Origin of the sequence: Lentzea sp. NPDC006480 (assembly GCF_040611995.1) — a bacterium.
Classification (GTDB): domain Bacteria; phylum Actinomycetota; class Actinomycetes; order Mycobacteriales; family Pseudonocardiaceae; genus Lentzea.
Window position 1 is genome coordinate 1 of the sequence record NZ_JBEXPJ010000118.1, and the last position, 13,811, is coordinate 13,811.

The 13,811-nt window shown below is 69.0% G+C and carries 11 protein-coding genes; 5 read left to right on the forward strand and 6 right to left on the reverse strand.

The features are described from left to right. Positions 1-66: 66 nt before the first annotated feature. Complete coding sequence (locus ABZX92_RS33170; RefSeq protein ID WP_355568171.1) at positions 67-426, reverse strand: hypothetical protein; 360 nt, start codon at positions 424-426, stop codon at positions 67-69. 108 nt (positions 427-534) lie between these two features. Here ABZX92_RS33170 and ABZX92_RS33175 point away from each other — a divergent pair, with 108 nt between their 5' ends. Both ABZX92_RS33175 and ABZX92_RS33180 read left to right on the forward strand, forming a co-directional pair. Beyond that, on the forward strand, positions 535-2,070 hold the full coding sequence (locus ABZX92_RS33175) for a hypothetical protein (protein ID WP_355568174.1): 1,536 nt from the start codon (positions 535-537) through the stop codon (positions 2,068-2,070). A gap of 5 nt (positions 2,071-2,075) precedes the next feature. Next, on the forward strand, positions 2,076-2,879 hold the full coding sequence (locus tag ABZX92_RS33180; RefSeq protein ID WP_355568177.1) for a Ku protein: 804 nt from the start codon (positions 2,076-2,078) through the stop codon (positions 2,877-2,879). On the opposite strand, the gene ABZX92_RS33185 is transcribed toward ABZX92_RS33180, so the two are convergent. Further along, positions 2,876-3,523 carry a serine/threonine protein phosphatase gene (locus tag ABZX92_RS33185; protein ID WP_355568180.1) on the reverse strand — a complete coding sequence of 216 codons (648 nt, stop codon included), beginning with the start codon at positions 3,521-3,523 and terminating at the stop codon, positions 2,876-2,878. The two genes, ABZX92_RS33180 and ABZX92_RS33185, sit on opposite strands and share 4 nt — an antisense overlap. 419 nt (positions 3,524-3,942) lie before the next feature. Here ABZX92_RS33185 and ABZX92_RS33190 point away from each other — a divergent pair, with 419 nt between their 5' ends. Beyond that, positions 3,943-6,552 carry a BTAD domain-containing putative transcriptional regulator gene (locus ABZX92_RS33190; RefSeq protein WP_355568183.1) on the forward strand — a complete coding sequence of 870 codons (2,610 nt, stop codon included), beginning with the start codon at positions 3,943-3,945 and terminating at the stop codon, positions 6,550-6,552. On the opposite strand, the gene ABZX92_RS33195 is transcribed toward ABZX92_RS33190, so the two are convergent. From ABZX92_RS33195 to ABZX92_RS33205, 3 genes are all read right to left on the reverse strand, one after another. Continuing rightward, on the reverse strand, positions 6,532-8,079 hold the full coding sequence (locus ABZX92_RS33195) for a PQQ-binding-like beta-propeller repeat protein (protein WP_355568186.1): 1,548 nt from the start codon (positions 8,077-8,079) through the stop codon (positions 6,532-6,534). The two genes, ABZX92_RS33190 and ABZX92_RS33195, sit on opposite strands and share 21 nt — an antisense overlap. Positions 8,080-8,174: 95 nt before the next feature. After that, positions 8,175-8,546 carry a hypothetical protein gene (locus ABZX92_RS33200; RefSeq protein WP_355568188.1) on the reverse strand — a complete coding sequence of 124 codons (372 nt, stop codon included), beginning with the start codon at positions 8,544-8,546 and terminating at the stop codon, positions 8,175-8,177. 46 nt (positions 8,547-8,592) lie between these two features. Continuing rightward, on the reverse strand, positions 8,593-9,366 hold the full coding sequence (locus tag ABZX92_RS33205; RefSeq protein ID WP_355568191.1) for a TetR/AcrR family transcriptional regulator C-terminal domain-containing protein: 774 nt from the start codon (positions 9,364-9,366) through the stop codon (positions 8,593-8,595). A gap of 74 nt (positions 9,367-9,440) precedes the next feature. Here ABZX92_RS33205 and ABZX92_RS33210 point away from each other — a divergent pair, with 74 nt between their 5' ends. Next, complete coding sequence (locus tag ABZX92_RS33210; RefSeq protein WP_355568194.1) at positions 9,441-11,696, forward strand: excinuclease ABC subunit UvrA; 2,256 nt, start codon at positions 9,441-9,443, stop codon at positions 11,694-11,696. Further along, the gene (locus ABZX92_RS33215) at positions 11,693-12,475 is read left to right on the forward strand and encodes a siderophore-interacting protein (RefSeq protein ID WP_355568196.1); all 783 of its coding nucleotides are present in this window, start codon (positions 11,693-11,695) and stop codon (positions 12,473-12,475) included. Before ABZX92_RS33210 ends, ABZX92_RS33215 begins: the two co-directional genes overlap by 4 nt. Here the strand turns inward: ABZX92_RS33215 and ABZX92_RS33220 are convergent. Beyond that, positions 12,465-13,799, reverse strand: coding sequence for a glycosyl hydrolase family protein (locus ABZX92_RS33220; protein ID WP_355568199.1), 1,335 nt, complete (start codon positions 13,797-13,799; stop codon positions 12,465-12,467). The two genes, ABZX92_RS33215 and ABZX92_RS33220, sit on opposite strands and share 11 nt — an antisense overlap. Between the last annotated feature and the right edge of the window lie 12 nt (positions 13,800-13,811).

Consider the following 13,811-nt stretch of genomic DNA (forward strand, 5'->3'; position numbering starts at 1 on the left):
AGGGCTACTGACCAGCGGTTAGCCTGTCGGCATGCTGACCGTGGCCGCCCGCGCCTGACAAGACCCTTAGAGTGGGCCGCAGTCGTTCGCGTAAGGCAGGTTCGCGCGCTCGTCACCCTTGAAGTAGATGGCGCTGGCCAGGTAGCGGCCGCCGTCCATCAGACTGACCATGATCCAGATGTTGTTGTAGATGCCGTGGTCGTGAACGGTCTGACCACGGGTCCAGCAGATGCCGATGGTGGTCACGCCCGCGGGAATCACGTGGTCCACCGGACACGACAACGCCTCACAGGTGCGCACCTCGGCGTCGGCCCACGTCGTCACACTCGGGTACGGCTGGCCCGGCGGCGGCGGATCCGCTTGCGCCACACCGGTTCCCGCGATGACAGCGAGTGCGGAGAGCAGCATCCCCAGTACGAATCTCATGTACTTCCTCCCAGAGGTTTGTCGATCACTAGCTCAAGACCGATGTCACACCCCGGAGGTTGCACGCGCGGACTAACGAGACGTTCGAGTACCGTAAGATGCGGGCGCATGAGGGCGTTACCCGCGGCGCTGGCCGCCGTCGTGATCTCCGGCTCGACCCCTGCCGTAGCAGCGGTTTCCCCGGACTACCCGCTCATCCTCGACGTCGACGTGACGGCCGCGTGCGGTCAACCGTCAACGGGACGCGTGACGGTTTTCAACCCCGCCAACAAGAACGTCGAATGGCGCGTTCGACAGAACGGCGCGGTGATCACCGGAACCGGCACGAACTTCACGCTGCCCGGCCCCGGCGAGTTCCTGGTCGACGCGCGCGAACCCGGCCACGCGTACGGAAAGGTGTGGCACGACGAGGTGAGCGATGGTTGCAACCCCGTCCGGGTCGTGTCGGTGGGCGACTCCGTGGTGTGGAACCAGGGCGTCGACCAGCACCAGAAGTTCCCGCGGCTGACGGCGTCGTTGCTCGGCAAGGCGACCGGGCGCGGGTTCGTGCACCGCGACTACTCGATCTCGGGTGCCGTGCTGGACGCGCCCGATGCCGAGTGCCCCGACGCTTACGTCCAGGACCCCGACGGTGACGGCGAGATGGAGCTCGGCGAGGTCACCGCGCAGCTGCCGGACGTGTTCTGCCAGCTGGACGAAGCCGCCGGCCACTCGACCGACCTGGTGATCATCAACGGCTGCATCAACGACATGGACCCGCTGCTCGGCATCCCCCTGGGCATCACCCCCGGCACGGAGGACGTCCCGACGGCGGTGCGGCGCGAGTGCGGCGGCGTCGGTGCGGCGCCCACGAACCCGGCGAAGGACGTGCCGTACTTCAGCGGCGCCAAGATCGGCTACGGCGGGCGGGGCATGCGGGAGGCGATCGAGAAGGCGCATTCCCTGCCGGGCCGCCCGAAGGTGCTGGTCGTCGACTTCTACTACGCGCTCAGCCGGGCGAGCTTCGTGCCGGGCTGGTTCTGCACGGAGCGGGGCTTCTCGGCGCAGAACGAACAGCTGTGCCTGCAGAACATCGGCCGGGCGCCGCAGCGGTTCGAGCAGTTCACCCGTGAGTCCGCGGAGGCCTATCGAACGGCTGTCGCGGAGGCCAACGCGGCTTCGGCCGACGGGCCGTTCGCCGTGGTCGGCGACGGGTTGTTCACGCTGGACAACGCGGCGTTCGCAGCTGACCGCAAGGTCTGGCAGCTGCCGCACGAGGACCAGCAGTTCTCGTTGCGGCAGGAGGCATGCCCGCGCTACAGCGCCACGGCCCTGCAATGCCTGACCGCGGCGATCGCGCATCCCGACACGACCGGCTCGCGGCAGTACGCCGAGAACTTCCTGCGCGACCAGCAGCTGCGCGCGTGGTTCGGGCTCGACTCCGAGCAGGGCTCGATCGACGTCGAACTCACCGGCGACACCGTCACGTTGACGGCACCCGCGGGTCAGGAGCTCCGCTGGTACTTCGGCGACGGGACCAGTGCCGCGGGCGGTCGGCAGGTCACCCACACGTACACCACGAACGGGCCGCACCTGCCGCGCGTGGTGGTGGACGGCAGGTTGTACGAGGCTCGCGATTCGGTGCGGGTGAAAGCGGGTACCTGACCCGCATGGCGAGGGCGATCTGGAGCGGGTCGGTCAGTTTCGGGCTGGTGAGCATCCCGGTGGAGCTGTACAGCGCCACCACGGACCACACGGTGCACTTCAACCAGTTCCAGCGCGGGACGTCCGACCGCATCCGGTACAAGCGCGTCAACGAGCGCACCGGCCGCGAGGTGCCCTACGACAAGATCGTGAAGGGGCACGAGACCGGTGACGGCGAGTACGTGCTCGTGGAGCCCGAGGAGCTGGACGACATCGCGCCGGGCCGCTCGCGGACGCTCGACATCGAGGCGTTCGTGGACCTCGACGAGATCGACCCGGTGTTCTTCCAGAAGACCTACTGGCTCGGCCCGGCCAAGCCGGAGTTCTCCCGCCCGTACCTGTTGCTGGCGCAGGCGATGAAGAAGACGAACCGGGCCGGGATCGCGGTGTTCGTCATGCGCGGCAAGCAGTACCTGACCGCGCTCAAGGAGGACAACGGGATCCTCGCCGTGCACACGCTGTTCTTCGCGGACGAGATCCGCGAGCCGAAGGACGTGCTGGAGATGCCGGAGGGCCGGGCGCCGCGCGGCAAGGAGCTCGACATGGCCGTGTCGCTGGTCGAATCCATGGCCGACGACTGGAACCCGAAGGCCTACCGCGACACGTACACCGAACGCGTGAACAAGCTGATCAAAGCCAAGCAGAAGGGCCGCGAGGTCGTCGCCGAGGCCGAGCCGCCCGAGGCCACCGGGGTCATGGACCTCATGGAGGCGTTGCAGCGCAGCGTCGAGGCCAGCAAGACCAAGCGCGGCAAGAAGAAGGCCGGCTAACTGACGACCAGCGCCGTGGCGTTGTCCGTCCCGCCCGCGTACAGCGCTGCCCGCACGAGCCGCTCAGCCGACGCGTGGCCGGCCATGATCGCCTCGATCCCGTCGTGCCCCAACGGCCCGTAGACGCCATCAGACACGAGCGCGAGCCGCGCAGCACGTGTCGCCGCCCGCCCGATGTTGTCCGCGGTGGCGTGCCGCACGGTGTTCGTGACGACATGTTCCAGCCGTGGCTCCGGCACCACCCCGCGCTCGCGGAAGTACTCGGCCACCGTGTGGTCGCTCGTGAGCTGCACGAGGTCGTCGCCGGCCGAGGCGTACGCGCGGGCGTCCCCGGCCCACGCGATGTCGAAGCCTCCGTCCGGACGCGCCACCGCGACCACGATCACGGCGTCCCCGCTGTGCACCTGCAGCGCGTCCCTGGCCGCCAGGATCGCGGCGACCGGGTCGGTCAGCAGGGAGGCGGCCCGCGCGGCGGCCCAGGCGGCCTCGGCGGCGGCCGCCGAGTCGCCCACCCCGTCGGCGACCACGAAGGTGCGGCGGCCGTTGGTGGCGTGGGCGTCGGCGTTGTGCGTGCGTGGGCCGCGCTCTGAGGCGTACGTGACTGTCAGCGCGGTACCCAGCGGCATGGTGCGATCGATCAGCATGGCGACCTCCCTGACTCCACTAAGCCGCGCGTGCCTAGGAGTCTGCTGTCAGCACCCTGAGAAAAGCTCTAGAATTTCGCTGCCCGGCGAAACCGGTCCAGCGCCCGGACCATCGTCTCGCCACCGCCTCGAACGTCGCACGAGTTCCGTCCACAGCAAAATCCTCGCCACAGCCGCGCGCCTCCACCGCCTCCGAAGTGAGCACGCTCAGTCGCACCACGCCTTGTACCGGCCACTGTTCGGCCACTCGTGTCGCCACGAACGCACCCGCGTCGCCGCCCGGAATCTCACGGGGCGTGAAGCGGGCACCGAACGGGGCCCGCGTACTCATCCGATCGAGCCGAAATGTGCGGGGTACCCGACGGCGCGGGAGGTGTTTGTCCTGTGACGGTGCCTCGGGAGCGGATACGGTGATCAACGTGCGGTTCACGGTGTTCGGCGGGGTCTCGGCGCGGACAGGCGACCGCACGACCGAGTTCGGGCCGACCCGGCCGGGTGCCCTGCTGGGCGTGCTGCTGGTCGACGCAGGCCACGTGCTCGGGGCCGACGAGCTGGTCGAACGCGTCCTCGGGGACGCGCCGCCCGCCCGTGCCCGCGCGATGACGCAGACGTGGCTGACCCGGTTGCGGCAGACGTTGCCCGGCCTGATCGAGCGCGAGGCGGGCGGGTACGTGGTGCGGGTCGATCCACTGGAGATCGATCTACATCTGTTCCGCCACCTCGTGCGCACCGGCCGCCACGCGGAGGCCCTCGCGCTCGCCGAAGAGGACTTGCTGTCCACTCTGGACACTCCGTGGGCTCGTCGGCAGCGTGCCGATTTCGCGGACGAGTTGCTCGCGGCGCGGCTGGACCACCTGGACGCACGGCTCAGCGCAGGCGAGCACAGCGCCGTGGTACCCGAGCTGCAAACGCTTGCCGCGCAACGACCTCTGGACGAACGCGTCGCGGCCCAGCTGATCGAGGCGTTGCACGGCAGCGGCCGCACGTCCGACGCGCTGACCCACTTCGACGTGCTCAAGGCCAGGCTGGCGACCGAGCTGGGCGCGGAACCGTCCCGGCAGCTCGCCACCCTGCACCGGCGGCTGCAGACCGCGTCGGCGCCACGGCAGCTGCCCGCCGCGCCCAAACCGTTCACGGGCCGGGCGGTGGAGCTGGCCGAGCTGGACCAGGCACCGAACGGCGTCGTGGTGATCACCGGGACGGGCGGCGTCGGCAAGACCTCGCTCGCCGTGCACTGGGCGCACCGGGCCGCGGCCCGGTTCCCGGACGGCCAGCTCTACGTCAACCTGCACGGGTTCGGGCCGTCCGGCGCGGCACTGAGCCCCGGTGACGCGCTGCTGCGGTTCCTGTCGGCGCTGGACGTGCCGCGCGCGAAGGTGCCGCACGACCTGGCCGGGCAGTCGGCGTTGCTGCGGGACGCGCTGGCCGGCAAGAAAGTCCTGATGCTGCTCGACAACGCCACCGACGCCGACCAGATCGAGCCGCTGCTGCCGCGCACGCCCAACACCCACGTGGTCGTCACCAGCCGCACCGCGCTCAAACCGTCGCACCGCGCGCAGTCGCTGCCACTGGGCCTGCTGCCGCCCGACGACGCCCGCGAACTGCTGGCCGCGCGCATCGGCCACGACCGCGCGCAGGCCGAACCGGAAGCCGTCGACATCGTGGTCCGCCGCTGCGCCCGCCTGCCGCTGGCCCTCGCGGTCGCCGGGGCACGCGCGGCGACGCAGCCGGAGTTCCCGTTGGCGGCGCTGGCGGACGAGCTCGCCGACCTCGACGCGTTCGCTGACGACGATGACGTCACAGCGGACCTGCGGTCGGTGTTCTCCCACTCCTGCAAGGCACTCAGCCCGGCGGCGCTGCGGCTGTTCCGGTTGCTCGGGCTCGTGCCGGGCTCGGACATCAGCCTCGCGGGCGCGGCCTCGCTGGCCGGGCTCGCGATGCCGGAGACCGGGGCACTGCTCGCGGAACTGGCGCGGGCGAACCTGATCGAGGAGTCGGAGCCGGGCCGGTTCAGCTGCCACGACCTGCTGCGCGACTACGCGGCCGAGCTGGCTCGGCACGACGAGGGCGAGCAGGCGCTGACCCGGCTGCTCGACCACCTCGCGCTGACGAGTGTCGAGGCGGGTGTCGCGTTCACCCCGACCCGCCGCCGCCCGATCACCCCAACTCCCGGCCACGGCGTGGTCGTGTCGCCGATGAACACGCGCGACGAGGCGTTGAGGTGGCTCGTGGCGGAGCACCCGACGTTGATGGCCGCGCTGCCCCTCGGCACGCCGACGCAGACGTGGCTGATGGGCTGGTCGCTCGCGGACATCCTCGACCGGCAAGCGCGCTACCGGGATCTGCTGACGTCCCAGCAACTCGCGCTCGCCGCGGTGCAGCAGCTCGGCGACACCGACGGAATCGGCCGCACGCTGATCAACGTCGGCCGCGGGCTCGGCCGGCTCAAGCGGCTCGACGAGGCCAGGGCCGTGCTGGAACGGGCGCTGGAGGTGTACGAGGGCAACGCGGCCGGGCAGGCCGGTGTGCTGCTGAACATCGCGATGCTGTGCACCGACGACCAGATCCACGAGGCGATGGAGTACACGCGGCGCGGGCTCGCGTTGTTCGAGGAGTGCGGCGACCAGTACGGGCAGGCCAACGCCCTGACCGGACTGGCATGGGGCTACGGCAAGATCGGCGACTACACCGCCTCGGTCTCCTACTCCGAGCGCGTCATGCCGATGTGGCAGGCGATGGGCCACCTGTTCGGCCAGGGCGAGACGTGGGACAACCTCGGCACCGCCTACCTCGGGCTGCGTGACTTCCCGCGCGCCGCGCACGCGTTCGCCGAGTCGGCCGGGTATTTCCGGCGCGGCGGCGACGTCCCGCACGAAGCCGCGGCGTACGAACAGCTCGGCGACACCCACGCGGCCGCGGGTGACGCCGAGTCTGCTCGGCTGGCCTGGCAGAAATCCCTGGAACTCCGCACGGGAGCGGGAACTCCCGCTGATTCCGTCCGCGCGAAACTACAGGCCGAACGCGAGTAGCACGTGCCCGTTCGGGTTCTCGTACGGCGCGAAGTAGCCGGACTGGACGTAGACCATGCCGTCCGACACCACCGCACCCGTGCCGGGACCGGCGAGGTTGCCGCCGCGCCCGGTCAACCCGTTGACACCCTTGACGTCCTGGATGGTGTCGTAGGTCCAGAGGATCTTGCCGGTCTTCGCGTTGTACGCGCGGAACTTGCCGTCCTGCGCGCCCAGCCACACCACACCGGGCGTGCTGGTCACCGGAACACCATGCGCGGGCCCGCATCCCGGCTGACCGGCCACACCACCCGTGTCACAACCGTCAGCCGGTGCCGGTGTCTCCCACAGGACGGCGCCCGTGGCGGGATCCACCGCGAACAGCTTGCCCGGACTGGCGGCGTAGGTGGCGATGTAGAGCCGCTTGCCGTCGTAGCTCGCGCCCCACTGGATACCGCCGATACCGCCGCTGGGCCACGGCGAACCCAGCTGCCGCCGCCACACGACCTGGCCGGTCTTCGCGTCGAACACGTGGTAGACACCCAGCTTCTGCCCGACGCCGACGAGCTGCCTGCCGTCCACCTCGAACAGGTTCGGCATGGAGCCGATGTCGTAGTCGAGGTTGGTGTTGTCCTTGAGCCCTGGGCAGTATCCCTCGGGATCGGGTTCGTTGCACGCCCCGCGCCAGGTGTCGGCGTCGGTGACCTGGTTGGACCACTTGATCGCGCCGGTCCGGGCGTTGAGCGCGAGCAACGAGTCGAACTCGCCGCCCTTGCCGGTGTAGTTCTGGCCTGTGCCGACGTAGAGCGTGCCGGTCTTGCGGTCGATCACCGGCGAGCTCCACACCCCGGCGCCCGACGGCTCGAACCGCTTGGCACCGTTGGGCCACGTGCCGACCTCGACGGGTTCCGGCACCGTGTAGTGCCGCCAGACCAGCGCACCCGTGTCGACGTCGTAGGCGTCGATGTGCCCGCGGAACGTGCAGCACGGGAAGTCGCGCGGCAACACGTTCTCGCTGCTGGACGTCCCGACGTACACGAGTCCGTTGTGGACGATCGGCGAGCTGGTGGTCATCGCCGCGACGGTGGTGTCCAGCTGCGTCTGCCAGCGCTGCCGCCCGGTCCGCTGGTCGAGCGCGAACAGCCGGCCCGCGCTGTCCCCGAAGATCACCTTGCCGTCCGCGACCGTCGGCCCGTCGGAGTTGTACGTGGCCCTGCTCGCCTTCGGGAGCTCGAACTCCCACTTTGCCGCGCCGGTGCGGGCGTTGCGCGCGTAGAACTTGCCGTCCGGGCTGCCGAAGTAGATCGTGTCGCCGACGACGGCCGGCTGGCTGCGGACGAAGTTGATCTCGCCCTTCGGGTAGGCGAACGCCCACTTCAGCTTGAGCTTGCTCGCGTTGTTCTGGTTGAGGCGCCACTCGGCCGCGTTGTGCCTCGAACCGTTGAGGTCCTTCTGCCATCCGGCCCAGTCCCCGTTGTTGTGGGCGGTGGCTGGTCCGGCGGTCAGGACCAGGAGCGCCGCGGTGAGCAGCGCGGTTGTCTTGAGCATGGAATTTCCCCCTTCCACCACCCACCTTGGCAGTGGTGTGAGGAGGTCCGCGACCACTTAAAGTCGCTTTCAGGCTTAGCCGATCGGTTGATGCGTCACGGTTCCGGCACGCCGTAGTGGCCGGCGAACCCGCGGAAGCGCTCCGCCAGCGGCCCTCGCGCCTCACTCAGCTGACGCCACAGCTCCCTGTGCCGGTCCACCGCCGTCCGGTCGCTCACCAGCACGACGATGGATCCCTGTTGCGCCAACGACTGCGCGACCTCGTCGTACCCGCGGAACTGGAACACCAGCGGCCGCGTGCCGACGAGTGTGCGCGGCGAGTGGACCACCGCGTGCAGGTCGCCGACCGAGTACTCCATCGTCATGACGGCGGGCCGGTGGTGCCGCACCGAAGTGGCGGCCGCGGTGCTCGGCGCGGTCAGCACCAGCGCGCACGCGGCGGCCACCAGGAGTCTGCCGATCGCCATGGACACGATCTCATCGGGTCCATGTGCCATGAAGGTCCGGAAATTGTCACGGTTTTGCCACAGCGGCCTCGATGCCGTCCAAAAGTACGCCAAGACCGCTGCGGAAGTTCTCCAGCGCGTCGTTCTCCAGGTAGGGCAACGAAGGATCGATGGGCTCTCGATCGTTTTCCAGCACGTGCAGCATCGGGAACTTCTTGTCCAGCTCCGGTTCGAGCTCCATCAGCACAGCCGACCGCGCGTACCACCACTCCTCGTCGGCCTCACCGGTCGCACCACCGGCGGCGCGGGCTTCGGCGATGGTCTGGGCGGCGCCGCGCACGAAGTAGTTGATCGCGCCGACGATGCCGCGCAGCCGACGTCCTGGCAGGCCGGTCGAGACCAGGATCGCGGCCAGGGCTTCGATGACGGCGAACTCATGCGGGCCGAGCACCGGGCGGGCCTGCGACACCTGCAGCACCCACGGGTGACGGCCGTAGAACTCCCACATGTCGTGCGCCCACGCGGTCACGGCCGGGCGCCAGCCGTCGTCCAAGGAGTACTTCCCCGGCAACTCGGCCATCGTGCGGTCGTACATGAGGTCGACCAGCTCGTTCTTGCCCGGCACGTACGTGTAGAGAGCCATCGCGGTGCGGCCGAGGCGCTCCCCCACCGCGCGCATCGAGAACGCCATGCCCTGCTCGTCGGCGACCGCGATGCCCGCGTCGACGATCGCGTCCACGCTCAGACCGGGCTTCGGGCCAGGTCGTGATTCCACGACAGAACCGCGCCAGAGCAGCTCGATGGACCGGCGCGGGTCACCCTGACCTGCGTAGACGACCACAGTTGCCACTCCTTACGCTGTAAAGTAACCTTGTCGGTCGATACTTTACGGCATAAAGAATCAACGGGGGAAGTGTGACTGCTGCCGACAGCCATGACGTGATCCAGGTGCGCGGCGCCAGGGAGAACAACCTCGCGGACGTCTCGCTCGACGTCCCGAAGCGCCGCCTGACCGTGTTCACCGGCGTGTCCGGTTCCGGCAAGTCCTCGCTGGTCTTCGGCACGATCGCGGCCGAGTCCCAGCGCATGATCAACGAGACCTACACCGCGTTCCTGCAGTCGTTCATGCCCTCGATCGGGCGCCCGGACGTGGACGCGCTGCACAACCTCAGCGCGGCGATCATCGTCGACCAGGAGCGGATGGGCGCGAACTCCCGCTCCACCGTCGGCACGGCCACCGACGCGCACACCATGCTCCGGATCGTCTTCAGCCGCCTGGGAACGCCGCACGTGGGGACGTCCGGCGCGTTCAGCTTCAACCTGCCAGAGGGCATGTGCCCGGCGTGCGAGGGCCTGGGCAAGGTCACCACCATCGACGTCGACGCGATCGTGGACCGGTCGAAGTCACTGCAGGAAGGCGCCATCGACGCCCCGAACTACGGCGTCGACACCTGGTACTGGAAGGTGCTCGCCCACTCCGGCCTCTACCCCGCCGACCAGCCGATCGCGGAGTTCACCGAGCAGCAGCTCGACGACCTGCTGCACAAGCCGACGACGAAGCTCAACATCGGCGGCACCAACGTCACCTACGAAGGCCTGATCCCGAAGCTGCAGCGGACGATCCTCAGCAAGGACCGCGAGTCGATGCAGCCGCACGTCAAGGCGTTCGTCGACCGAGCCGTCACGTTCGCCACCTGTCCGGCCTGCCGGGGCGCGCGGCTCAACGAGGCCGCGCTCAGCTCGAAGATCCGCGGCGTGAACATCGCCGACTGCTGCGCGATGCAGATCAGCGACCTCGCGCGGTTCGTGCACGACATCGACGACCCGTCCGTCGCACCGCTGCTGGCCACGTTGCGCGACACCCTGGACTCGCTCGTCGAGATCGGCCTCGGCTACCTGTCACTCGACCGCGAGTCGGCGACGCTGTCCGGCGGCGAGTCGCAGCGCGTGAAGATGGTGCGGCACCTGGGATCCTCGCTCACCGACATCACCTACGTGTTCGACGAACCGACCGTCGGCCTGCACCCGCACGACATCCAGCGCATGAACAACCTCCTGCTGCAGCTCAGGGACAAGGGCAACACCGTGCTAGTCGTCGAGCACAAGCCGGAGACCATCGCGATCGCCGACCACGTCGTCGACCTCGGCCCCGGCGCGGGCGTCAACGGCGGCCACCTCTGCTACGCCGGTGACATCGCCGGGCTGCGCTCCTCGGGCACGCTCACCGGGCGGCACCTCGACCACCGCGCCAAGCTGCGGCCGGAGTTCCGCTCCCCGCAAGGCTTCCTGACGATCGAAGGTGCCCGGACCAACAACCTCAAGGACGTCTCCGTCGACCTCCCGCTCGGCGTCCTGACCGTCGTCACCGGCGTGGCGGGCTCGGGCAAGTCGTCGCTGATCCACGGCTCACTGCGCGGGCGGCCCGACGTCGTGACGGTCGACCAGTCACCGATCCGCGGATCACGCCGCTCCAACCCGGCCACCTACACGGGCCTGCTCGACTCGGTCCGGACCGCGTTCGCCAAGGCCAACGGCGTGAAGGCGGCGTTGTTCAGCGCGAACTCCGAAGGCGCCTGCACGCACTGCAAGGGCATCGGGCTGGTTTACACCGACCTGGCGATGATGGCCGGCGTCGCGACGGTGTGCGAGAAGTGCGAGGGCAAGCGGTTCACCCCCGAGGTGCTGCGCTACACGTTGCGGGGCAAGAACATCAGCGAGGTGCTCGGCATGTCCGTCGCCGAGGCGCTGTCGTTCTTCCCATCTGGTCAGGCACATGCCGTGCTGAGCCGCCTCAACGACGTGGGCCTGTCGTACCTGTCGCTCGGCCAGCCGCTCACCACGTTGTCCGGCGGCGAACGGCAACGGCTCAAGCTCGCCATCCACATGGCCGAGAAGGCGTCGACCTACGTGCTGGACGAACCGACGTCCGGGCTGCACCTCGCCGACGTCGACCAACTCCTCGGCCTGCTCGACCAGCTGATCGACGCGGGCAACACCGTGATCGTCATCGAGCACCACCTGGCCGTGATGGCGCACGCCGACTGGATCGTCGACATGGGTCCGGGCGCCGGGCACGACGGCGGCCAGGTCGTGTTCACCGGAACGCCGGGCGAGCTCGTTGCTTCTTCCGACACCCTCACCGCCCAGCACCTGAAGGAGTACCTCTCATGAGTCTGCTGACGGTGTCGTCGGTCGTCCCGCTGACCCCGCACATGGTCCGGATGACGTTCACCGGCGACGGCCTCGCGGACGTCGGCACCTGGCCTGACCAGCAGCTGAAGCTGTTGTTCCCCAAACCTGGCGGCTCCGCTTTCGTGTCGGACTCCGAGGACGTCAGCGTCTGGTACCAGGCCTACCTCGCCATGCCCGAGCCTGAACGGCCGTGGATGCGCAGCTTCACCGTGCGCTCACTGGTCGACGGCGTGCTGACCGTGGACTTCGTGCTGCACGGCGACAACGGCCCCGCCTCGGCGTGGGCCGCCAATGCTCGCGTGGGCGACGTGATCGGCCGATTCGGGCCATCTTCGGACTACGCCCGGCCGCTCGGCACAGCGGACCTGTTGGTGTTCGCGGGCGACGAGACGGCGTTGCCCGCGATCGCCTCACTGCTGGAGCTGTTGCCCGCCTCGCAGCAGCGGCTGGCGTTCGTCGAGATCGAGGATCCCGCTGAAGAGCAGGACATCCCCGGCGTGCGGTGGGTGCGTCGCAGCGCCGGGGAGGACCTGGTGTCCGTGGTGACGAGTGCTGACGTCGCCGGTTCGGTCTGGGTGTGGCTGGGCGGCGAGGCCTCCGCGGTGCGCGCACTGCGGAGGCACTTCGTCGGACTCGGAGTGTCCAAAAAGGACATCGAGTTCTCCGGTTACTGGAGGCGCTCGATGACGCAGGACGACGCACCCACCGCCGACGACCTCGCCGAGGCCCAGGAACGGATCGCCGCCCTCAGCGAGTGACGACCAGGACCGCACTGTTGGCCGGCACGTCGACCGTGGTCGTCGTGCCGGTCACCTTCACGTTCTTGGGCCGAGGCGTGAACTTCGCGTTCTTCTCGACCTTCGACCCCGCGATGGTGATCTCCTTGGAGTCCAGCGCGGGAGCGGTCAGCACGTAGACCTTGGCGCTGTGAGCCTTCTTCGGCAACGTGATCGTCGTCGTCACCGCGCTCGTGCTCTTGTTGTTGACGAACACGTTGTTGCCGACGCCCCACGCCGTGACATCGCTGGCACCGGAGACGGTCGCGGAGTGGTAGGCACCGGGCCCGGCCAGCTTCCACAGCAGCTCACCGTAGTAAACCGCCTGCACCCCAACAGGATCGAGCCCGTCATAGCGGATCGGCGAGTAGTGCAGCGGGAACTGCGTCGACGTGCCGCCGTGGAAGTTGATGCCCGAACCCTGCCGTGACGCCACGCCCGACATGTAGTCCAGCGACCACAACGCGGCCGCCTGCACGTTGCTCACGCCGTCCGCACCGCCGTGGAAGTAGTTGTTCGCCTCGGTGACGCGCCACTGCGAGATCCCGTGGGCCTGCCACGCCTTCTGCATCGCGTCCGAGATGTTCGGCAGCCTGCCGGAGGAGTTGGACGCCAGCATCTTCGCGATGTCGGCCTCGGTGTTCTTGGCGATGTAGACGTGCGTGGACAGGATGCTCGCACCCCGGTCCTTCTGCGTGCGGGCGAAGTCCTCGGCCCACGAACTGCTGTTCGCCTGGCCGGGCCCGTCGAACTTCGCGCCCGGCACCTTGGCGCGGATCGCGTCGGCGTACTTGCTGAACAGCGCCTCGTACTCCGGCCACGTCTTCACGTAGACGTTGGGCTCGTTGCCGATCTCGAACGCCACCAGGTCCTTGCCGAGGATCCGGGTGGCGGCCGATGCCTCGTCCGCGGCGGCTTCTGGCGTGTTGGTCTTGAGGTTGATGCCGTAGACGATCTTCCAGCCGGTGGCCTTCGCGAACAGCGAGAGCTCCTGGATGTCGGCAGGGGTGACCTCGGTGGACTTGCCGCCGGTGCCGGCCGGGTTCCAGGTGGTCATGTCCACGAGGTTGCCGCCGATGCGCAGCAGGCTCGGCCCGAGCAGCCGGAAGAGCCGGACCAGGTCGGTGTTGCGGGCGTTGAACATCCGCGCCCCGACCCGGTCCTTCTCGTAGCTGAAGCCCGCGAAGTCCTTGCCGACGCTGCTCTTGCTGGTGGGATCCACCCGCACGCCCACGCCGGGCGCGGCCTGTGCGGGAGTGCCGGTGAAGAGGATCAACAGGGCCGCGACGACCGCTGCTCGACGCATGGGAGTCCCTTC